The sequence below is a fragment of the Tautonia plasticadhaerens genome, from assembly GCF_007752535.1.
GTDB lineage: Bacteria > Planctomycetota > Planctomycetia > Isosphaerales > Isosphaeraceae > Tautonia > Tautonia plasticadhaerens.
The window spans coordinates 7,195,955-7,215,354 of sequence record NZ_CP036426.1 but is presented as its reverse complement, the minus strand read 5'-3'; the positions used below and the strand labels follow the sequence as shown (position 1 = coordinate 7,215,354).

Sequence of the window (19,400 nt, the reverse complement as noted above, 5' to 3'; positions counted from 1 at the left end):
ACGGGGGACGATCGCCCGGCGGTTCGGGGGGAATCGGCTCGGGGATCGGGGGGGCGGATCGCATCGGGGACCTCGGCGCAGCGCGAGCTCGGGAGGCCGGCACGAATCCCCCTCTGCAATATCATCGTGGGACGGGCCGGTTTCAGTCACACAATCCGATCGCCCCGAGCGGGAGGGCGGGGCGAGCCTTCGGAAGTTGGCTGGCCCCGGCCGTTCGGCGGGTCGGGGCGTCGGGAGTCCCCCAAACTCGGGCTTCGCCCACCCGCTCCTCTGCGTGCGGGGGAGAGGGTCGGCCTCCGGCCCCCTCTCCCCGTCCTCGGGGAGAGGGTTGGGGTGAGGGGTCCTCGATCCTTCGCCGGGCCACGCGGATCGCCCGAGCCCCCTCACCCGGCCTCCGGCCACCCTCTCCCCCGCGGACGGGGGAGAGGGTCCGATCGGACGATCGGTCGCCGATCGAATCGTCGCCAACATCCAACGGCATGCCCGGGGGCGGCGGGCGTTGCCCGTCGGGGCCGACGCGGCTATCGTGGGGGCCTCGAACCGGCTCGGCCCGGGGCCGAGCTGGGCGTGCCCGGAGACGAGCAGGCGCACCGAGGACGATCGCGTTCATGCCCCTCACCCTCCGATGGACCTCGTCGACGAGCCTGCCGGTCGAGTCGGGGGTGCTCCGGCCCGACCGGATGTGCGGGTGCTCGCCTTCGGACGTGTCGGTGATGCCGGCGAGGGTCGGTCGGGAGGCGGTCGCGATCGGCGACCTGTTCCGGATCGAGGGGGACGGGTCCGACGGGCATCTCGTCCTGGAGGGGGACCTGTCGCACGTCCGGGGGATCGGGGAGGGGATGGCCTCGGGACGGTTGACGGTCCGGGGGGACGCCGGGCCTCGCCTGGGGGCCGGGATGTCGGGCGGGTCGATCGAGCTGACCGGGTCGGCGTCGAGCTGGGTCGGCGCGGAGATGTCGGGGGGCCTGATCCGGATCCTCGGGTCGGCCGGGGACGCCCTGGGCTCGGCCCTGCCCGGCAGCCGCAAGGGGATGCGGGACGGGATGATCCTGGTCGACGGCGCGGTCGGCCGGGACGCCGGCCTGGCGATGCGACGGGGCCTGATCGCCGTCGGCGGGGCGTCGGGGGACGGACTCGGCCGGGGGATGATCGCCGGGTCGATCTTCGCCTTCGGCCCCGTCGGCCTGCTGGCCGGCGCGGGCATGAAGCGCGGCACGCTCGCCCTGTTCGACCCCGGCCCCGGCTTCGAGCCCTCGCCGACCTTCGCCCAGGCCGGCGCCTTCCGGTTCCCGTTCCTGGCCCTCTACCTGAAGGAGCTTCGGACGCGAGGCTTCCCGGCCTCGCCGGGCCTGGAAGGAGGACGGTTCGAGCGGTACAACGGGGACCGGCTCGAAGGCGGGCGGGGGGAGATCCTGTTCCCGGCGGCAGGGTGAGCCGGCGACCGGGACGGCCAGGATGCGGGGAGGATGAACCCGACTCGGGGGGCGGCGGGTGGCTGGGGTCCGTCGGGCAGGCCCCGACCACCTGCTCGCATCAAACGGGTTTACGAGCGTACTTCCGACTCTGGACTCCAGAGAATCGCTACTGATTGAGTGTCACAGTTACCGCCGCACTGTTCGTTGTGCGGTGAACCGTCCCGTCGCTCGCTGTCCATAGGCCCCAAAACCGTAGCTCGACTGGGACACCATTCACCACAATTGGAAAATTGTTAACTTGTAGCTGACCTGTTTCCGTGTACTCGCCGTAATAGATGCCATTATTGGGGTCTTGGATGATTTGAGTTGAGCCGGAACCACCAACTTTCGACACGGATCCGATTTGACCTGTGCCGACATATTTTAATTGCACATCCGCAGACGTGGCAGGAGTCACAGAGCCAGCAATCCACCTGACTCGAACCTTGTACGGTATTGTCTGCGTGGAAACGCTTTAGGTTCCCCCAGTCGGAGCGTCCAAATAGACCGCATGCTGAGCCTCCGAGGTGGTGGTAATCCCAAGAATAACGAATGCTGTCAAGCCGACGAACTTGAGCGTCTTCATGGTGTTGCTCCCTGATCTAACCTAAACGAGGATGTGCCTGATGCAATTGAGAGAAGTGCATGCGTGGGCGCTCGGCGCGACATGGCACCGAATCACTCCGCACCCATCACCTCTCCCCCGTCACGAGTCCCTTTGGCTCGCCAAACGGACAAATTTATGGAATCTTTAATAAATGAAACATGGCCGTCAGCTAGCAGGAGATTAATGCCCCCAGGGTGGTAGCTGCCGACAGTAATCGCCATCGGATAATCCGAGCCTATCGAGTTGATGCAACTCGGCTTGTTTGGCCCTAAAACGTGCTGGTAAGTTGTGCTTGGGGATACGCCGTCTGTCCATGCGCACCCTTTTTGTTGCCCATTTGTTGTCGCTTTCATTCCTCCACCGATCGAGATGCAGTCCTGCTCGAATTGTTCCAAAGGCGTAGGGTCGGATCGGCTTCCGTCGTAGGAGTGAATGTCGGCTAATTTTCGGTTCTCATTGATTACTCCCACGACCCACTCCGACATGCTTGCGGTATTGCTGGAGCCATCTTTGATCGTCGCGTAGCCTACTTGTAGTGGATATGGATAACCTTGAAGAAAGATTCCGTTCATTTTTCTTGCATTGCCGTCACCTTCGCTACCCGCATAGCTCGTGTAGTTTGGGGCTCGCTCCGAATCCGAGGGGCACCCAAAAATGCCGATGCTGACAGCGCGTACAGTCTGGTGCGCGTTCTCATAACTGCCCAATTCGAAATTTATAGATGAATAAATTTGTTTCATTTCAATGTAAGGAAGAATGCTCACTAGGAATGAGTAGCCTTTGCCATTTTGGCCGGCGGGGAATATATTGTAGTTGGATTCGTATCCGCCCAATGCAATCCCAATCTGGCGCATGTTCGACGAGCAAGTAGCCTTCCTTGCCATGCCTCGGGCAGCGATTACAGCTGGGATCACAAGAGCGATCAGAATTGAGATGATCGAAACCACTACCAGCAACTCAACGAGGGTCAGGCCCTTTCTAGGCAGTCGCTCCAGCATTGCCATGATGAACCCCTCCGTGTAGATTGTTGCAACAAGGCAGGGAATCTAGGCGATAGCATTTCCTCTGTCAAGCTCTTCGTCGTCAATGACCTAGTGTGTATGGTTGCAAATCGATCTAATTCTGTATGATTAAAATTCTTGATGATGGTTGGGTGGCTTTGTGAATCATGGGTGGTGATGTTTAGGTGCCACGGGATCCGCCAGTGCCGGGTCTGTCCGGAGCACCGGCGGAGCGGAGCCACGTAAGTGGCACCCAGAATGGATCGTTCGCCGGTCCCTCCCCTCGATCATCCGGATCTATACCCTCGGAGCCCCGATGAATCTCAACGATCGAGCCGCCCGACTGGTCGAAACGCTGATCTCCCGGGTCGAGGAACGTCGGGTCCGGGTCGTCGAGGTGGCGGGGGGCGGACGGGTGGTCGATTGCGGGGTCGAGTCCCGGGGGGGGGTGCTGGCTGGGCTGGAACTGGCCCGGATCTGCATGGCGGATCTGGCGGAGATCGGGCTGGTGCCGGGGGAGGTCGGGGGGAGGGGCTGCCCTTCGGTGCAGGTGGCCACGGATCATGCGGTGGCGTCTTGCCTGGCGAGCCAGTATGCGGGGTGGCAACTGGCGAAGGGGGATTTCTTCGCCATGGGGTCGGGGCCGATGCGGGCGGCGTCGGGGACGGAGAAGGTATTTCATGACATCGGCTTCCGGGAGGAGGCCTCGGCGGTGGTGGGGGTGCTCGAAGGGAGGGCGATCCCGGGGCCCGAGGTGGTGGCGATGGTGGCCGAATCGTGCCGGGTGGCCCCCTCGGCGGTGACGCTGCTGGTCGCGCCGACGGCGAGCCTGGCGGGGGGGGTGCAGGTGGTGGCCCGGTCGGTGGAGACGGGGCTGCACAAGCTGCACGAGCAGGGGTTCGATCTCGGGCGGATCGTCTCGGCGTTCGGGTCGGCGCCGCTGCCCCCGGTGGCGGGGGACGACCTGGCGGCGATCGGCCGGACCAACGACGCGATCCTCTACGGGGCGAGGGTGGTGCTGGACGTGACCGGGGACGACGCCAGCCTGGAGGAGGTCGGGCCGATGGTGCCGTCGTCGTCGTCGAGGGACCACGGCGAACCGTTCGCGGCCGTCTTCGCCCGGTACAACCACGACTTCTACGCGGTCGACCCGCACCTGTTCAGCCCGGCCGAGGTCGTCTTCCGGAACGTCGAGACGGGGAATACGTTCGCCTTCGGCCGGGTCGAGCCGGGGGTGCTGGCCCGTTCGTTCGGCCTCTCGGGCGAGGCTTGAGGGGCCGATGGCGTCGCACCTGGTGGCCCTGGTTTCCGGCAACGGCTGGCACGTGCAGGATCTGATCCGGGCGTCCCGGCTGGTGGGATGTCGGCTCGACGCGGTCCCGTTCCCGAGGGTGGTCGGGCGGGTGGGGGGCGGCGCATCCCGGGTTGAGGCGGGGGGGATCGACCTGGGAGCGGTCGACGGGGTGCTCGTCCGGATGATGCCGCCGGGGTCGCTGGAGCAGGTGATCTTCCGGATGGACGCCCTGCACCGGCTGGAGGCGATGGGGGTGCCCGTCCTGAATCCCCCGAGGGCGGTCGAGGCGGCGGTGGACAAGTACCTGGCGCTGGCGAAACTGGCCGGGGAGGGGCTCCCGGTGCCGGAGACCTGGGTCGGGGAGTCGGCCCGGGAGGCGATGGAGGCCTTCCACGCCCTGGGGGGGGACGTGGTCATCAAGCCGTTATTCGGCGCCGAGGGCCGGGGATTGGTGCGCGTGAGTGACACCGAACTCGCAAGCCGGGCCTTACGTGCGATCGAGCGGATCGGCTCGGTCCTGTACGTCCAGCGTCACGTAAGCAATGTGGGCCGCGATTTCCGGGCGTTCGTGCTGGGGGGCCGGGTGATCGGCGCCATCCGGAGGACGGCCCGCGAGGGGGAGTGGCGGGCGAACGTGGCCGTCGGCGGCCGGGCCGAGGCGGTGACGCTCGATGACGAGGCCCAGCGGCTGGCGATCCGGGCGGCCGAGGCCGTGGGGGCGAGGATGGCGGGCGTGGACCTCCTGCCGGACGAGGACTCGGGGAGGCTGGTGGTGCTGGAGGTAAACGCCGTGCCCGGCTGGCGGGCCCTGTCGAGGGAGACGGGGGTGGACGTGGCGGCGGCGATCCTGGAGGAGTCGGCGAAGGGGGGGGCGCGATCGTGAGCGACGGGCTCGGGCACCGGGACCTTGCCCAGCTCGCCTGCCTGCTGGAGGCGACGGCGAGGAAGCCCGGGAACGTGCATCGGTGCCGGGGGTTTGCGGACGCAGGATTCCTGGACTTCGCCGTCAGCGCCTCGGTGCTGGCGAGGCACCTGGACCCGAAGCTGGTGCGGGGCTTCGGGGTCGGCGGGGTCGTGCTCCGGGCCGTCCGGGAGACGAGGGGGCTGGTGGGGCACAATACGAACCTCGGCATGATCCTGCTGCTGACGCCGATGGCAGGGGTCCGGGTCCGCCGTCGGCTCCGGGAGGGACTGGCGCGGATCCTCGATCGCCTCTCGGTCGCCGATACCGTCGCCGTCTACGAGGCGATCCGCCTCGCCCGGCCCGGGGGGCTGGGCGAGGCCCCGGAGCAGGACGTGGCCGACGAGCCGACCGTCACGCTGCGGGAGGCGATGGGGTTGGCCGCCGACCGGGACGCGATCGCCCGACAGTACGCGACGGGTTACGCCGACGTGTTCGACCTCGCCCTGCCGACGTTGGGGGACGCCCTGCGGGCCGGTCGGCCGCTGGAGGCGGCCATCGTGCTGACGCATCTGACGCTGATGGCCGGGCGGCCGGACACGCTGATCGCCCGGAAGCGCGGCGAGGCGGTTGCGCGGGAGTCGGCCCGGAGGGCGGCCGGGGTGCTGGCCTCGGGGTGGCCGGACGGCCCGGGGTCGGTCGAGGCGATCCGGGAGTTCGACGAATGGCTCCGGGCCGACGGCCACGCGAGGAACCCCGGGGCGACGGCCGACCTGATCGCGGCGACCTTGTACGCCGCCCTCTGCGACGGGACAATCGAGTTCCCCCGGCACCTCTCCGGGGAGGGCTGGGACGCGGGGGACCGGCTCTGACCTCGGCCCCGAGGCGTGCCGAACTTCGCCCGATCACGCCATCGAAGAACGAACGATCGATCGATTATGGATGCGAACCGATACACCGTCCGGGTGACCAAGGACGACCTCGTCTTCAGCGCCGGTCACTTCATCACCTTCAACGGCGACGAGTGCGAGCGGATCCACGGCCACAACTGGCGGGTGGCGGTGGAGGTCGACGGTCCCCTGGACGAGAACGAATATGTCTTCGACTTCATCGCCCTGCGGGACCTGACCCGGGCGCTGGTGCTGGAGCTGGACCACCGGATGCTCCTGCCGGCCCGGAACCCGCACATCGCGGTGTCGGAGGAGGGGTCGAATCTCGTCTGCCGCTACCGGGACCGATACTGGAGTTTCCCCAAGGACGAGTGCGTGGTGTTGCCGGTCTCGAACACGACGACGGAGCGGATCGCCGAATACCTGGGGGACCGGCTCCGGGGGGCGCTGGCCGACCGGGGGCTGGCGGTGCCGGGGTCGATGCGGGTGATGGTCGAGGAGAACTTCGGCCAGTGGGCGACGGCGCACTGGCCGGGGGGCTGATCGGGGGCGTCGGCGGCCCGCCCGGCCCGGATCAGGGTTCGCGGCCGATCAGCCCGGCGGGGGCGGGTCCGGCGGGGGAGGGGGCCGGGGGCAGATCGGCGGGGAGGTAGTCGTCCTCGTCGTAGAGCGTGGGCTCGTCGACCCGGCCGAGGCAGCGGTTGAAGGTGGCGAAGGTGGCCAGCAGCAGGGCGAACGAGACGCCGCCGTAGAAGACGGTCCAGAAGAGCATCCAGAGGGTCTGGCCGTAGAGGTCGGGGTCCCAGCCGCCCTGGTAGGACATCAGCTGGCTGTAACTGCCGACGCCGAACAGCGGGCTGGCGGCGGCGACCCCCTGGCCTTCGCTGCCGGGTCCCTCGCCGAAGAGGATCAGGGCCAGGGGGATCCAGCCGATGCAGGCGGCCACGTACAGGCCGACGGCCAGCCCGACGGCGCGCCCCAGCCGGGGGACCCAGGTGGCCAGGGCGAGGCCCAGGCTGGTGATCGCGGCGCCCTGGGAGAGGATCGACGCGGCCAGGACCGCCACGGCCCAGTAGTGGCCCTGGAACCGGGCCAGGCCGATCGACACCGCCACCGGCAGGATCAACAGCGGGCCCACCCCCCTAAAGCTGCCCCACCACTTCCCCCAGACGATCGACCGGGTGGGCAGGGGGGTGGCGAGCAGGACGTCGAGGCTGCCGCGCTGGCGTTCCTCGGCCAGGCTGGTGGCGGAGGAGACGCTGAGCATCAGCAGCCCGCCGGCCACCTGGAGGGTGTTGACCACGATGCCGATCTCCCGGCCGCCGTTGGACAGCCTCCGGCCGTCGTCGAGCATCAGGGCGATCGCCCAGAGGCTGAAGCCGCCGCAGAGCAGGACGTAGGTGCCCCAGACCAATAGGTTCAAGGCCGACAGCCGCTTCCGCTGGCATTCCCGCCAGAGGACCGGGTTGCGGTCGAGCGACGGCGCGGGCCAGATCCGCCGGGCCCCCCGGTAGAGCGCCAGGAGCCGCCGGGCCCGGGGGCCGAGCCGGTCGGGGTCGATCCCCCGGGAGGGCTTGGAGGCCCTCGATCGGCGTCGAGGCCGGGCGGTGCCCTCCCCCCGGCCGAGCTGTCGGATGACCACGGCCCGGATCCGCCAGGTCGCCAGGGCGATCAGCAGGGCCGAGGCCCCCAGCCCGAGGCCGAAGAAGGCGGACTGGGTGGCGAAGGTCACCGGCGGCATGCCCGGGGACGGTTGCTCGATCATCGAGAGCACGAGGTAGACGGGGTTGAACCGGAGCAGCTCGTAGAACGTGGGCAGCCAGGACGGCCACCACCCCGCCGGCAGGCTCCGGGGGAGGACGGCCGAGAGCGGGGCGAGCAACAAATAGAGGATGCCGAAGACGTAGGTGGCCATCAGGACCTCGTGCGTCTTCCGGCCCCAGATCGAGAGCGTCATCGCCAGCGAGCAGCCGAAGGCGGCGCAGGCGAGGATCACCAGCAGGGTGCCGGTCAGGCCGACCGGGTCGACGCCCCCGAACAGGGTGGCGATGGCCAGCACGGGGGAGGCGCAGAGGATCATCCCCAGCACCGGGACGAGCCGGGCCGCGAGCTTGCCCAGGACGATCTCCCGGTCGGAGAGATCCGTGGCGAAGAGCAGGGTGAGGTTGCCCCGGGCCTTGTCCAGGCAGACGGCGCCGGCGGTCGCCGCCGGGGCGGCCAGGCCGACCAAGCCGAGCAGGATCGTGGCCGTTGTGGCGAAGTAGGCCCGGCCCAGCTGGGCCTGCTGCTGGATGGTCGCCTCGCCGGTGAAGGCGGAATCGTCCTCCATCGAGATCAGGACCATCACGCCGAGCAGCAGCGAGACGGTGAGCGACCGCATCGCGTAGGACTGCCAGCGGCGGGAGCCGGTCAGCCACTCGAACTCGAAGACCGGCCCCAAGCCCAAGCGACGCGACATGCCCCGGCCTCCTGCGAGTCGATCCCGACGGTGCCCCGAATCCCGTTCGGTCGGCGAGGGAGGATCTTAACCCGATCGGGGCGGGGGCCCAAGGGATTCGGGACCGGCCGGGGGGGGGATGGCCCTCGGCCGACGGCGGGTCGGGGCCGCATAGGCCATCCGGGCCGCCCCCACGGCCAGCCCGCCGGCCGCGGCATAGACGCCCAGCAGGACGAGGCCGACCCCGGTGATCCGGCTGTCGACGCCGAAGTGCATCTGGCCCCAGAGGACGACCGGCAGGGCGTCCAGGCCCGCCGGGGTGACGAGGTTGGTGATCGGCAGCTCCCCCATCGCCAGGACGAACGCGACGAGCCAGGCCGCGAGGAACGCGCCCCGGGTCATCGGCAGGCCGACCCGCCACGCCCGGCCGATCGGCCCCAGGCCGTCCAGCTCGGCCGACTCCAGGAACGCGTCCGGCACCCCCCGGACCGCCGGCCAGGTCACCAGCAGGGCGAATGGCAGGGCGCGGAGGGCGTAGCCCAGGGCGACGATCGCGGCCGAGTCGGACACCGGGGGGACGTGCAGGTACGCCAGCTTCAGGGCCATCCCCGACACCGGCCCCGGCAGGGCAAGCATCAGGGCGGCCGAGGCCAGCACGAACCACCGCCACGCCCCCGGGGCCCGGGCCTGCCAGGCCAGGGCCCAGGCCAGCCCCGCCGCGAGCGTCGCCCCCGCCGCGGCGACGGCGGCGGTCGTCGCGAGCGGCCCCCGGACCTCGACCGCCGCGTAGGCCAGCGTCTCCCCCAGGCCCCCGATCGACCACCCGGGCGGGGCCCCCGACGCCGCGTCCCCGCCCACCCGGCCGGCCCGCCAGGCCATCGCGTAGACCGGCAGGCCGAGGAGCAGGGCGGCCCAGATCCAGGCCGCCGCCGAGGCCGGCCATCGCCAACGCCCCAGCCCCCAGGGGGCCCTCCGATCCCCCGGGGACGCCACCCGGGCCGGGTCGACCCGCAGCACGACCCGGGAGCCGAGCAGCAGGACCAGGCCGATCGCCAGGGTCGGCGGGGCCGCCACCAGCGCCACCGCCGCGGGGGGGCGGCCGAGGCCGTACTGGACGTACGCCTCCTCGGCGTAGGAGCGGACCAGGAGGAAGTCGGTGATCGTCATGTCCCCGCTCGTCAGCACGAGCACCAGCATCGCGGCCCCCAGGACCGCACCGAGCGCCCCCCGCAGCGTCACCCCGATCAGGACCCGCCAGGCGGGCAGGTCGAGCAGGGCCGACTCCTCCAGCTCGGGGGCCACGCCCCGCAGCCCGACCCCCGAGAGCAGGACGACCCAGGGCACGCCCGACGCCGCGTGGACGAAGGTGGCCCCGGCCCAGCCGACCAGCATCGGGTCCTCGCCGAAGACCTGGCGGTAGCCGGCGTTGCCGAACCCGCCGAGCCACCCGGCGGCGTACAGCGGCATCGGCACGAAGGCGGCCATCGCCATCAGCCCGAGCAGGACGCCCCGGCCGGGCAGGTCCGTCCGCCAGAGCAGCACCGCCATCGGCAGGCCGACGGCCAGGGCCCCGGACGCCGCCAGGCCCGCCAGCCGGATCGTCTCGAAGGCCGGCCCGGAGACGATCGACGCCTCCCGGGAGAAGGCCGAGGCGTCGATCAGCGCGAAGCCCGACGCGACGGCCCGGTCCCCCCGGGCGGCCTGCAGCGCCGTGGCGAGGATCGGCCAGTAGAGTACCAGGACCAGCCCCAGCCCCGTCAGCCCCCGGCCGGCCCGGCCGGCCCAGCGATCCCGGTTCACGCGCGGAGCCCCGCCTCTCGCATCAGGAGGCTGGTCGACTCGTACGCCTCCCGGACCCACTCGACGATCCGGTCGGGCTCGGGGGAGTACTCCAGCTCGACCGAGATCGTCGCGTCCTGGATGTTCAGCTCCCGGATGGCGGCGAGGTAGGAGGGGAAGTCGACCACCCCCCGGCCGGGGGGCAGGTCGCCGTGGACCACGCCGTCGCAGTCGGAGATGTGCACGTGGGCGACCCGGCCGGAGAGCGTGCGGATCGCCTCCGGGGGCTCCTTCGAGAGCACCAGGTGGGAGATGTCCAGGTTCGCCTTCACGGCGGGGTGGTCCACCTCGTCGAGGAACCGGGCCATGCTCCCCACGTCCCGGATCAGGGACAGCGCGAAGGGCTCCAGCTCCAGGGCGATCTCCAGGTCGAGGTCCTCGGCATACTCCCCCAGGGCCCGGACGTTCGCCACGGCCGCCTCCCACTGCTCCCCGGGGGGGATGACCTCCTTCTGCCAGATGTACTCGCCCAGCACCAGCAGCAGGTTCCTGGCCTCGAATTCGTAGGCCATGTCCAGGTACTTGCGGCAGCGCTCCAGGTGGAAGCGCTGGACGCTCGGGTTGAAGTCGATCAGGCCGACGGCCACGCAGGGGACGCCGACGATCGGCAGGCCGAGCTTGTCGCAGGCGTCCTTGATGAGCTTGCGCTCCCGGACGTCGATGTCGAGCGGGTCGGCGAAGATGTCGATCGCGTCGAAGCCGATCTCCCTGGTCTTCTGGATGCCGAAGGAGGTCTCCCGGCCGGCCTGGGCCCAGGCGGAGTTGATCAAGCCGAGTTGCATGGGACCCGCTCCTCGTCGGGGCGTCGGGGGAGGATGGAGGCGATCGCCGCCCCGGCGGATCGGAGGGCGGCGCCCGGCCGTCCCGGCCCGGCCCTCCCATCCTGCCCCCGGGGGCCCGCCGAATCCAGCCCTCGGCCCCCCGGCCGGGGGGGCGATTTGGTTTGCGTCGGCCCCCGGCGCCCGGCACCATGAGGGGTGGTCCCGTGCTGGAATCCGCTACGCCTCCGGGGGCGGTCTCCCCGACCCCGGACCGATCCATCGGCAAGGAGTCTCCGATGATCCGGTTGCACGCTCCTGATGCCCTGGCGGCGACGGTGCTCTGGGCGGTGATCTCGACCGGGATCGGCTGCGGCCCGCGGCCCGAGCAGCCGGGCGGGCCCGACGGCCCGGGGGGGGCCGGGGCCCGGGCCGGGATCGGCGAGCCCGAGGGGGATCCGGCCGCCCCCGGGGAGCCGGATCCGGTGCCCCCGATGCCCGAGCCGGCGGGCCCGATCACGGACGAGGACCTCGAGGCGATGACCGCCGAGGAAACCCTCGCCTGCGCCCGGGCGGCCGACGACCTCGACGAGCGGATCCGGCGATTCGGCGCCGCGGCCGAGAAGGATCCCGACTCCCGGGCCGCCCTGCTCGGGCTGGTCGACGCCGTCGAGCAGAAGGGGATTGAGCTCGCCCTGGCCCCGGGCAAACGGGAACAGAGCAAGCCCTTCCTCTACCGGGCGGCCGAACTGGCCCGGAGGTTCCGGGGGATGGGGCGGCCGATCGAGGGCCCGGAGCGGGACCTCGCGGCGATGGTCTTCTACAACGAGGCCTGTAACTTCGCCCTCGACGGCGAGCCGGAGAAAGCGATGGGGTCGCTCCGGGAGGCCGTCGAGATGGACTTCTGCGACCCGATCATCTTCACCGACGAGGAGCTGGATTCCCTCCGAGGCCGGGACGACTTCCGGGAGCTGCTCGACGAGATCCCGGAGCCGCCCCGGGCCTCCCCCGGACTGGACCCGGCCGGGGCCTGACCCGCCGGACCGGGCCCGCTCGGCCTCGGGGCGGTATGCGCGGGGGGGTGGCCGGGTCTCCGGGGAGGGCCGAGCGCCGACGGGGGCCCCGGGGGAGTCGGCACCGCCCGGCGACCGCGTCGCCCGGGGCGAACCCGATCGCCCTAGCGGACCTCGACCGAGGAGCGGAAGCCCGGCGGCATGGGGATGGCTTCCAGGTCTCGCTTCAGCGGGCGACGCTGCCAGAACCGGGTCGCCTGCGCCCGGATGTGGACCCGAGGGCCGACGATGAGCACTTCCAGCGACGACAGCCGGTCCCCCGCACCGGCGGCGATCCGACGCTCCAGGTCCCGGCGGATCGCCTCCTCGGAGGCCGGCTCCCCGGGGAGCCCCGTCACCGACCCGTCCGTCCCGCCGAATCGGGAGGCCGGGGTCGGTGGGGGGGGCGGGGCCGCGCCGAAGAGGCGGCCGAAGACGCCGCCGAGCAACCCCGGGCGGCCCCGGTCCGCCGCCGTCCGGGTCGAATCCCCGCGCGACCGCGGCACCCGATCGTCGCCGTCGCCGTCGCCGTCGCCGTCTCGGCCCTCGTCGTCCCGGCCTCGGCGGTCCCGATCGGGCCCCGGGGGGAGCAGGGGGTTGGCCGTCGGCCCGTCGTCGTCCCGGCCCGACAGCGGCGGGGCGATGCTCGGCGAGAGCACCAGGGGCCCGATCCCGGTCGCCGTCGGGGATCCCCCCAGCGGCGGCCGGACCACGACCGGGGGGCCTTCCCCGATCGTCGCAGAGTCGGGGGAGGCGGGTCCGCCCGGGATCTCGGGGCCGATGCCGTCGAAGGGGGACCAGTCCCGGTTCGGCCGGGAGGCCGTCGTCGAGGCGGGTCTCGGGGGCGTCCCGGCCGCCGGGTCGATCGCCAGCCAGGGCCCTCCGGCCCGGCCGGGCACCCCGATCGGGGGCGTCGTCGCCGGCCCCGGCCCCGGGGCCGGGGGTGGCACGGACGGGGCCGGGGAGGTGGGCTGCGTCGCCATCGGCGTCGAGGAGGGGGGCGAGACCTCGGCCGGGGGCCGGACGAGCACCGCCGACCCCGGGCCCGGGGCCTGCCCGGCGATCGAGGCTGGGGCGATGAGCGCGGCCAGGGCGACCGCCCGGGACGCCGCCGATGTTCTCCGACGCATGACCCCCACCTTCGGACGCCTCGGTCCGATCGACGAGTCGATTCGTCTCCTCCCGTCCCACCGATCGGCCCACCCGGCCCGTCGGATTGAGGGGGATCCGGATCCCCCCCGCCGGGCCGTTCCGGTCGGCCGGGTTGGGGGGAGGCGTCGCCCCGGCCTTGGTGTCCCGTCGGTGCCGTCGAGTCCGCCGATCGGGGGCCGGTCGTGAGGCGGATCGAGGCCCGATCGGCGATCGTGACCGGCGCGTCCAGCGGCCTCGGCGCGGCGATGGCGAGGGAGCTGGCGGCCCGAGGGGCCCGGGTCGGCCTGACGGCCCGACGCCCCGTCCTGCTGGAGGAGGTGGCCGGGTCGATCCGCGAGTCGGGGGGGATTGCCGAGGTCGAGCCGGCCGACGCGGCCGACCCGGAGGGGACCCGCCGGGCGGTCGCCCGACTCGACGCCCGGATCGGGCCGGTCGACCTGCTGATCGCCAACGCGGGGATGGGCCTGGGGACCCCGGCGGTGGGCTTCTCCGCCGATGCGGTCGAGACGCTCCTGAAGGTCAACGTCGTGGGGGCGGCGGCGGCGATCGAGGCCGTCCTACCGGGGATGATCGCCCGGGGGCGGGGGCACCTGGTCGGCATCAGCAGCCTCGCCTCGTTCCGGGGCCTCCCCGGCTCCGGCGGCTACGGCGCGAGCAAGGCCGCCCTCTCGACGCTGCTGGAGTCGCTCCGCCCCGACCTCCGCGTCCGGGGCGTCCGGGTGACGATCGTCCACCCCGGCTTCGTCCACACCCCCATGACCGAGCACGCCCCCCACCCCCGCCCCTGGCTCCTCGACGCCGACCAGGCCGCCCGGATCATCCTGGACGGCGTCTCCCGAGGCCGCCGCCAGGTCGACTTCCCCTGGCCGATGGTCGCCCTGCTGCGTCTCGTCCGCGCCCTGCCGGGGCCGGTCTATGACCGATTGGTGGCGAGGGTCTTCCGGGGTTAGCAGATCTGACGAGGGTGATCTCTTGCAATCACACCTTGGTGGGGATACTGTCTGGCGATGATCAGGTCACCCCAGGCTCGCGGCGCGAACTTGCTGGGCAGGGAATCGATGCTGCTATTCCGTTGATTTCTATTCTAGATGGCTTAATCTGGAGCACTCGATGGCGATTGCTGTGACGTGCCAGTGTGGGCGGAGCTTCAAAGCCAAGGACGAGCATGCAGGGCTTCGGGCAAAATGCCCAAGCTGTGGCGTTACCCTGAATATCCCTCATGAGATCCAAGCTTCATCATCACCCCCTGCTAACAGCAATGAGTTTGCTGGTGAGATGCAGGAGAGTGAGATGGAACGCACGGTTCTAGAAATCAAAGAGCTGTTGGCGGTCATGACACAATTACTCCGGACCAAGGAGCCTGCTTCGAGCACCGCAAGTGCGGGCGGTCAACGTGAGTACAAAGTGCTTACGCAAAAGGATAAATGGTTCTCCGGCAAGTTCGATCCCGAGAAGCTAGAGCAGGCGGTGAACTCGTACGCGGGCCAAGGATGGAGTGTCAAGGGAATCACTACCGCAAGCATTCCCGGATTCGGCGGCAACCGCGATGAATTGATCGTATTGTTGGAGCGATGAACGTGTACGAATCCACCTATGACGGCATCCGGTTTATCGAAGGTAAGCCGAATGTATCGCGTGTCATTGGACCCGTCCGTGTCGAATTGGGGGGTCTGGTCAGCTCTTCACAACTGATGAACCTCGATGATGTGAAGCGGACCATGGCCGTTCGCGTGAAAGATCGAGGCGGAAATGCAGTGATTAATTTCACATACGGTCAGAAATCTGTCGGCTTCCTGAAATCCCTATTCCTGCGGGATGACGTGAATTGGTTTGGCGAGGGTCAGATCGCGTTAATACCCTGACTTGCGGCGGGCGACGTCGGGGGGCAGCACTTTGCAATTCACACTCGGTCGTCGGCATGGTCGTGCGTCGGCGGGTGTTTTGGTTCGGGGCCGATCAGAAGCCCGGGGGGCAACCGACGACGATCTGGCGCATCTCGCCGAGGATGCCGGCGGGGATGCCGATGACGGTGGCGGCGGCGACCTTGCGGACGGGGCTCGGGCCGGCGGACTGGTAGTACTCGGCCGGCTTGCGGAAGAGGGGGTGGCGGTCGGCGAGGGTGGCCGACCGGGGCTCGGCCAGGGCGGGGTCGCCGGCGATGGGGTCGGCCGAAACCAGCGGCGGATCCATGTCGACCGATCGGTTCCTCAGGAATTCCTGGCGGTGACATCCCGTCGCCGGGGCCGCCGCCAGCGCGAGCAACAGCGTCCAACATGTTCGCATCGACATAGGATCGGCCCTCCTCCCGGGTGGCGGCGACGGCGAGCGTCCGGCCGGCACGTCACCCGGGGAAGTCTTCGGGCCGCCCGGCCCGGGGGCCAGCCCCCGGGGGCCGATCCCCGCGCCGGAGATTCGGGTCGGGCCGGTCGTGCCGGGGGCGTGGGGGTGCCATGCGTCCCGTCCCTTCCCGCCCCGGGGGCGATTTCCCCGGGGTGGGTCGCGCGACCGGCTCCGACGCGCCGTCCTTCATCACCGCGATCGAATCGGCGATCCCCCCGGGGTGGGGCGCGCTATCGGGGTGGGGGATCGAGGAAGACCACGCTCCAGTAGGGGAGGCCGCCGTCGTCGGTGGCGTAGCCGACGCCGACCCGGCTGAAGGGGCCGAGCAGGTCCCGGAGGCGCCCGGGGTCGTCCGAGAGGGTGTCCAGCACCTCGGGGGGACGGGGGGGGCCCGAAGAGACGGCGGAGGAGAGGCGGCGATAGCCGATCCCAGCCTCGTTGACGGCCTCGATCACCGAGGGGCCGGCGGGGTCGAGCGACCCGGCCTCGGCCATCGCCCGGGCGTGGTCCCGGGCGACGGCCATCAGGGCGTCGTCGGCCTCCATCGGGGGGAGGGAATCCTCGGATCGGCGGGCATTGATCAGGGTGACGAGGTCGGTGGCGGCCCCGGCCGGGTCGAGCTGCGGGAGGGGGGTGGCGAAGACGACGCACCAGTAGGGGCGGCCGTCGTCGGCTTCGAGCCGGGAGGCGCCCATCTGCTCGAAGTCGCCGAGGATGTTCTTGCGGTGCCCGGGGCTGTCCATCCAGCCGTCCATGACCTCGTCGGCCGTCTCCTGGCCGGCGGCGACGTTCTCCCCGACGTTGGTGTAAGGGTAGCCCTGGCGTCGGACGCGATCGGCGGGGGTCGAGCCGTCGGCGCCTTCGTGGCGGATCTCGCCCAGCTCGATCATGTCCAGCGCCTGGGAGCGGGCCGCCGCCGAGAGCTTCGGGTCGAGGGTGAGCGGGGGGAGGTCGTGCTCGCCTCGGATCCGGTTGTGATGGTCGAGGAGGTCGCGTCGGAGTGTGTCGGCGGCCTCGGGCTCGTCGGCGGGGACCGGTGACGGGCGGGGGGGCGACTGGGGGCCGAGGAGTCGGGGGATCGGCCGGGGAAGGCCGCCGCACCCGGCGATCACCAACAGCAGGACGAGGGCCGGGCGGGAGGGGTTCGGTCGGCTCACGTCGGGAGGTCCTCCGGTTCGGGTCGGCCGGGACCGGTCGAGGGGGAAGGGCGGACGGGGCTCCCCGCTCGACCGGGAGGGGAGGGACGACGCGATCGGGGAGTCGGGCGTATGATTGATCGGCCGGATCGATCCCGTGCGGCCTCAGATCGGGGGAGGGGGGCGCGTCGATGATGCCGATGGACCCGGACGGGCCGATCGTGGCGGTCGACCTGGAGACGACCGGGCTGTTCCCCGAGTCGGACAGGGTCGTCGAGGTCGGCGCGCTGCGGTTCGGGGTCGACGGGCGGGAGTCTGGCCGATTCGAGCGGCTCGTCAACCCCGGTCGGCCGATGAGCCCGGCGGCGGAGCGGATCCACGGCATCTCCGACGCGATGCTCGACGACGCCGACCCCGCCCCGGTCGTCCTGGCCGAGTTCCTGGCCTGGCTGCTCGAGCGGCCCCCGAGGCGGATCCTGGCGCACCACGCCCGGTTCGACGCCGGGTTCCTGGGCCGGGAGCTGTCGAGGGCGGGCCTGGCGATCCCGGACCTGAGGATCACCGACACGCTGGCGATGGCCCGTCGTCGGCTGCCCGGGGCGAGGAGCCACCGGCTGGAGGCGATCGCCGGGATGCTCGGCCTGGACGCCGGGCCGAGCCACCGGGCCTTGGCCGATTGCGTCCGGGTCCGGGCCCTCTGGCTGGCGGTCGACGGCGAGTCGGGGCCGTTCCTCTCGTACCCGGTGTACGACCCGACCCGGGGGCGGCCGATCCCCTCGGGCTGGGAGCCGCTGGCCCGGGCGATCGAGGGGGGCTGGAGGCTCCGGATCCGGTACGAGGGGGGCACCCGGGGGTCGGGGCCGAGGGAGATCTCGCCGAGGAGGGTGATCGAGAAGGGGGGGGCGGCGTACGTGGTCGCCCTCTGCCACCTGGACGGCTTCGAGAAGGCGTTCCGGCTGGACCGGATGTCGGCCCTGGAGGTGCTCGGCGCGGGGGATTGAGCGGCGGTCGGGCCGAGGCTGCGCTTGAACGGCGGCGCCGGGGAGACTAAGGTAGGACTCTTGTGGCCGTCCCGGGCCTTCGGTCGGCCGGCCGATCCCCCGAGGACGATTCGAACCAACGTCGAGGCCCTCATGACCACCGCCTTCCTGCTCGTCCTGCTCGGGGTCTTCGCCCGGCTGAACCCCGATCACATCCACAACCTCGTGCCGATCGGCGCGATCGCGCTCTACGCCGGGGCGAGGCTGCCCCGGTGGTGGGCGGTCGCGGTGCCGATGGCGATCATGGTGGTCACCGACCTGCTGCTGGACCTCTACTACTATCCCCAGTACGGCCGAGGACTGTTCGAGCCGAGCCGGATGGCGGTCTACGGCTCGTACCTGGCGATGGTGCTGCTGGGCCGCTGGACGAGCCGGGACCGGAAGTTCGCCGTGCCGGTGGCGATGACCCTGGCCGGGTCGTTGCTGTTCTTCGTGGTGACGAACTTCGCGACCTGGGCCTCGGGGATGTCGCTCCGGCCGGTCACCCTGCCCGGCCTCTTCGCCTGCTACGGGGACGCCGTGCCGTTCTACCGGGCGACCCTGCTTGCCGACCTCGGCGGGGCCGTGGCCCTGTTCGGGCTCGACGCGATCCTCCGGCCGGTGCTGGCCCCGGGCTCGATCTCGGTGGCGAAGCCGGAGCCCCTGGCGGGGGTCGAGGCCGAGTGACCGACCGTCCGGGTGGCGTCGTCTTCCCGGGGCCGACGCCGGGCCCCGGGCTGCTCGTGAGCGTCCGGTCGGCGGGGGAGGCGGTGGAGGCGTTGCTCGGCGGCGCCTCGGTCGTCGACGTGAAGGAACCGTCCCGGGGGCCGCTCGGCTGCGCCGACCCGGGGGCCTGGCGGGCCGTCGAGGCGGCCGTGTCGGGGAGGGTGCCGGTCAGCGTCGCGCTGGGGGAGTTGCGCGAGTGGGCCGACCGGCCTCCGCCGGACCTCGGGGCGTTCGGGGGGATCGCCTTCCGCAAGGTCGGCCTCTCCGGCCTGGTCGGCCACGACTGGGGAGGGCTCTGGGACCGGGTCCGCCTCGCCTTCGGCCCCGGCCCCGGCTGGGTGTCGGTCGCCTACGTCGATCACGATCGGGCGGGGGCCCCCTCGCCCTCGGCGGTGAGGGACGCCTCGATCGCCCGGCCCGAGTGCGTCGGCCTGCTGCTGGATACCTGGGACAAGTCCCGACCGGCCGACTACTCGGGCTTTTCGCCGAGCTGGTTCGATCCGATCCGGCGGTCGGGGAGGTTCGTCGCCCTGGCGGGGGGGCTCGTTCTCGGGGACTTCGGCCGGCTCTCGGCGCTCCGCCCCGACCTGCTGGCCGTCCGGGGGGCGGCCTGCGAGGGGGGGGACCGGGGGGGAGCGGTGTGCCGGTCCCGGGTGAAGGGGCTGGTCGAGGCGTCGAGGAGGACCGCGCCGATCCCGATGCCGGTGGCGTGGGGGGCCCGGGCCTCGATAGGCTGAGGGGATCACGAGCCCGGCCGTCGACGGCGACGCCGAGACCGACGGTCCGGATCGATC

The 19,400-nt window shown here is 71.1% G+C and carries 19 protein-coding genes; 12 read left to right on the top strand and 7 right to left on the bottom strand.

The genetic code is table 11. The features are described from left to right. The first annotated feature begins 608 nt into the window (after nt 1-608). Nucleotides 609-1,433: a formylmethanofuran dehydrogenase subunit C gene (locus ElP_RS28790; RefSeq protein WP_145276118.1), complete on the top strand. Its 825-nt coding sequence runs from the start codon at nt 609-611 to the stop codon at nt 1,431-1,433. 699 nt (nt 1,434-2,132) lie between these two features. On the opposite strand, the gene ElP_RS28785 is transcribed toward ElP_RS28790, so the two are convergent. Then, nucleotides 2,133-3,065, bottom strand: a complete 933-nt coding sequence (locus ElP_RS28785; protein ID WP_145279064.1) for a DUF1559 family PulG-like putative transporter — start codon at nt 3,063-3,065, stop codon at nt 2,133-2,135. A gap of 313 nt (nt 3,066-3,378) precedes the next feature. Between ElP_RS28785 and mch the strand changes: the two genes are divergently transcribed. From mch to ElP_RS28765, 4 genes are all read left to right on the top strand, one after another. Further along, nucleotides 3,379-4,335 carry a methenyltetrahydromethanopterin cyclohydrolase gene (gene mch, locus ElP_RS28780; RefSeq protein WP_145276117.1) on the top strand — a complete coding sequence of 319 codons (957 nt, stop codon included), beginning with the start codon at nt 3,379-3,381 and terminating at the stop codon, nt 4,333-4,335. Nucleotides 4,336-4,342: 7 nt separating this feature from the next. After that, on the top strand, nt 4,343-5,239 hold the full coding sequence (locus ElP_RS28775; protein WP_145276115.1) for an ATP-grasp domain-containing protein: 897 nt from the start codon (nt 4,343-4,345) through the stop codon (nt 5,237-5,239). Next, nucleotides 5,236-6,129 (top strand): triphosphoribosyl-dephospho-CoA synthase, encoded by an 894-nt coding sequence (locus tag ElP_RS28770; RefSeq protein ID WP_231749297.1) that lies wholly within the window; start codon nt 5,236-5,238, stop codon nt 6,127-6,129. The genes ElP_RS28775 and ElP_RS28770 overlap by 4 nt, the downstream gene beginning before the upstream one ends. 66 nt (nt 6,130-6,195) lie before the next feature. Next, entirely contained in the window at nt 6,196-6,690 is a 495-nt protein-coding gene (locus ElP_RS28765; RefSeq protein ID WP_145276111.1) for a 6-pyruvoyl trahydropterin synthase family protein, read from the top strand. A gap of 31 nt (nt 6,691-6,721) precedes the next feature. Here ElP_RS28765 and ElP_RS28760 read toward each other — a convergent pair whose 3' ends face one another. The 3 genes from ElP_RS28760 to ElP_RS28750 all read right to left on the bottom strand — a co-directional run bounded on the left by ElP_RS28760 (nt 6,722) and on the right by ElP_RS28750 (nt 11,205). Beyond that, a complete protein-coding gene (locus ElP_RS28760; RefSeq protein ID WP_145276109.1) occupies nt 6,722-8,605 on the bottom strand; it encodes an ABC transporter permease subunit in 1,884 nt (627 codons plus the stop codon). A gap of 66 nt (nt 8,606-8,671) precedes the next feature. Beyond that, nucleotides 8,672-10,384 carry an ABC transporter permease gene (locus ElP_RS28755; protein WP_145276107.1) on the bottom strand — a complete coding sequence of 571 codons (1,713 nt, stop codon included), beginning with the start codon at nt 10,382-10,384 and terminating at the stop codon, nt 8,672-8,674. Further along, complete coding sequence (locus ElP_RS28750; protein WP_145276105.1) at nt 10,381-11,205, bottom strand: sugar phosphate isomerase/epimerase family protein; 825 nt, start codon at nt 11,203-11,205, stop codon at nt 10,381-10,383. Before ElP_RS28750 ends, ElP_RS28755 begins: the two co-directional genes overlap by 4 nt. Nucleotides 11,206-11,480: 275 nt before the next feature. Between ElP_RS28750 and ElP_RS28745 the strand changes: the two genes are divergently transcribed. After that, a complete protein-coding gene (locus ElP_RS28745; RefSeq protein ID WP_145276103.1) occupies nt 11,481-12,215 on the top strand; it encodes a TPR end-of-group domain-containing protein in 735 nt (244 codons plus the stop codon). Nucleotides 12,216-12,358: 143 nt separating this feature from the next. Here the strand turns inward: ElP_RS28745 and ElP_RS28740 are convergent, their stop codons facing one another. Then, the gene (locus tag ElP_RS28740) at nt 12,359-13,363 is read right to left on the bottom strand and encodes a hypothetical protein (RefSeq protein ID WP_145276101.1); all 1,005 of its coding nucleotides are present in this window, start codon (nt 13,361-13,363) and stop codon (nt 12,359-12,361) included. Between the two features lie 204 nt (nt 13,364-13,567). Between ElP_RS28740 and ElP_RS28735 the strand changes: the two genes are divergently transcribed. The 3 genes from ElP_RS28735 (at nt 13,568) to ElP_RS28725 (ending at nt 15,247) form a co-directional block, all read left to right on the top strand. After that, nucleotides 13,568-14,335, top strand: coding sequence for an SDR family NAD(P)-dependent oxidoreductase (locus tag ElP_RS28735; RefSeq protein ID WP_145276099.1), 768 nt, complete (start codon nt 13,568-13,570; stop codon nt 14,333-14,335). A 160-nt stretch (nt 14,336-14,495) separates the two neighbouring features. Continuing rightward, nucleotides 14,496-14,960 carry a DUF4177 domain-containing protein gene (locus ElP_RS38850; protein WP_197446457.1) on the top strand — a complete coding sequence of 155 codons (465 nt, stop codon included), beginning with the start codon at nt 14,496-14,498 and terminating at the stop codon, nt 14,958-14,960. 2 nt (nt 14,961-14,962) lie between these two features. After that, nucleotides 14,963-15,247 (top strand): hypothetical protein, encoded by a 285-nt coding sequence (locus tag ElP_RS28725; protein WP_145276098.1) that lies wholly within the window; start codon nt 14,963-14,965, stop codon nt 15,245-15,247. Between the two features lie 94 nt (nt 15,248-15,341). On the opposite strand, the gene ElP_RS28720 is transcribed toward ElP_RS28725, so the two are convergent. Further along, nucleotides 15,342-15,674, bottom strand: coding sequence for a hypothetical protein (locus tag ElP_RS28720; RefSeq protein WP_145276096.1), 333 nt, complete (start codon nt 15,672-15,674; stop codon nt 15,342-15,344). A gap of 281 nt (nt 15,675-15,955) precedes the next feature. Then, on the bottom strand, nt 15,956-16,882 hold the full coding sequence (locus ElP_RS28715) for a CAP domain-containing protein (RefSeq protein WP_145276094.1): 927 nt from the start codon (nt 16,880-16,882) through the stop codon (nt 15,956-15,958). Nucleotides 16,883-17,052: 170 nt separating this feature from the next. On the opposite strand from ElP_RS28715, the gene ElP_RS28710 reads away from it, so the two are divergent. The 3 genes from ElP_RS28710 (at nt 17,053) to ElP_RS38840 (ending at nt 19,343) form a co-directional block, all read left to right on the top strand. Then, nucleotides 17,053-17,862 carry an exonuclease domain-containing protein gene (locus ElP_RS28710; RefSeq protein WP_145276092.1) on the top strand — a complete coding sequence of 270 codons (810 nt, stop codon included), beginning with the start codon at nt 17,053-17,055 and terminating at the stop codon, nt 17,860-17,862. Nucleotides 17,863-17,994: 132 nt separating this feature from the next. Then, nucleotides 17,995-18,567, top strand: coding sequence for a DUF6580 family putative transport protein (locus ElP_RS38845; RefSeq protein ID WP_197446456.1), 573 nt, complete (start codon nt 17,995-17,997; stop codon nt 18,565-18,567). Continuing rightward, nucleotides 18,564-19,343 carry a (5-formylfuran-3-yl)methyl phosphate synthase gene (locus ElP_RS38840; RefSeq protein ID WP_197446455.1) on the top strand — a complete coding sequence of 260 codons (780 nt, stop codon included), beginning with the start codon at nt 18,564-18,566 and terminating at the stop codon, nt 19,341-19,343. Before ElP_RS38845 ends, ElP_RS38840 begins: the two co-directional genes overlap by 4 nt. Nucleotides 19,344-19,400: the final 57 nt, after the last annotated feature.

What these genes read in the sequence shown, in the direction of transcription:
- ElP_RS28790 (WP_145276118.1), top strand. Translation starts at nt 609, where the DNA reads ATGCCCCTCACCCTCCGATGGACCTCGTCGACGAGCCTGCCGGTCGAG.
- ElP_RS28785 (WP_145279064.1), bottom strand. Translation starts at nt 3,065, where the DNA reads ATGGCAATGCTGGAGCGACTGCCTAGAAAGGGCCTGACCCTCGTTGAG.
- mch (WP_145276117.1), top strand. Translation starts at nt 3,379, where the DNA reads ATGAATCTCAACGATCGAGCCGCCCGACTGGTCGAAACGCTGATCTCC.
- ElP_RS28775 (WP_145276115.1), top strand. Translation starts at nt 4,343, where the DNA reads ATGGCGTCGCACCTGGTGGCCCTGGTTTCCGGCAACGGCTGGCACGTG.
- ElP_RS28765 (WP_145276111.1), top strand. Translation starts at nt 6,196, where the DNA reads ATGGATGCGAACCGATACACCGTCCGGGTGACCAAGGACGACCTCGTC.
- ElP_RS28760 (WP_145276109.1), bottom strand. Translation starts at nt 8,605, where the DNA reads ATGTCGCGTCGCTTGGGCTTGGGGCCGGTCTTCGAGTTCGAGTGGCTG.
- ElP_RS28750 (WP_145276105.1), bottom strand. Translation starts at nt 11,205, where the DNA reads ATGCAACTCGGCTTGATCAACTCCGCCTGGGCCCAGGCCGGCCGGGAG.
- ElP_RS28745 (WP_145276103.1), top strand. Translation starts at nt 11,481, where the DNA reads ATGATCCGGTTGCACGCTCCTGATGCCCTGGCGGCGACGGTGCTCTGG.
- ElP_RS28740 (WP_145276101.1), bottom strand. Translation starts at nt 13,363, where the DNA reads ATGCGTCGGAGAACATCGGCGGCGTCCCGGGCGGTCGCCCTGGCCGCG.
- ElP_RS38850 (WP_197446457.1), top strand. Translation starts at nt 14,496, where the DNA reads ATGGCGATTGCTGTGACGTGCCAGTGTGGGCGGAGCTTCAAAGCCAAG.
- ElP_RS28720 (WP_145276096.1), bottom strand. Translation starts at nt 15,674, where the DNA reads ATGTCGATGCGAACATGTTGGACGCTGTTGCTCGCGCTGGCGGCGGCC.
- ElP_RS28710 (WP_145276092.1), top strand. Translation starts at nt 17,053, where the DNA reads ATGATGCCGATGGACCCGGACGGGCCGATCGTGGCGGTCGACCTGGAG.
- ElP_RS38845 (WP_197446456.1), top strand. Translation starts at nt 17,995, where the DNA reads ATGACCACCGCCTTCCTGCTCGTCCTGCTCGGGGTCTTCGCCCGGCTG.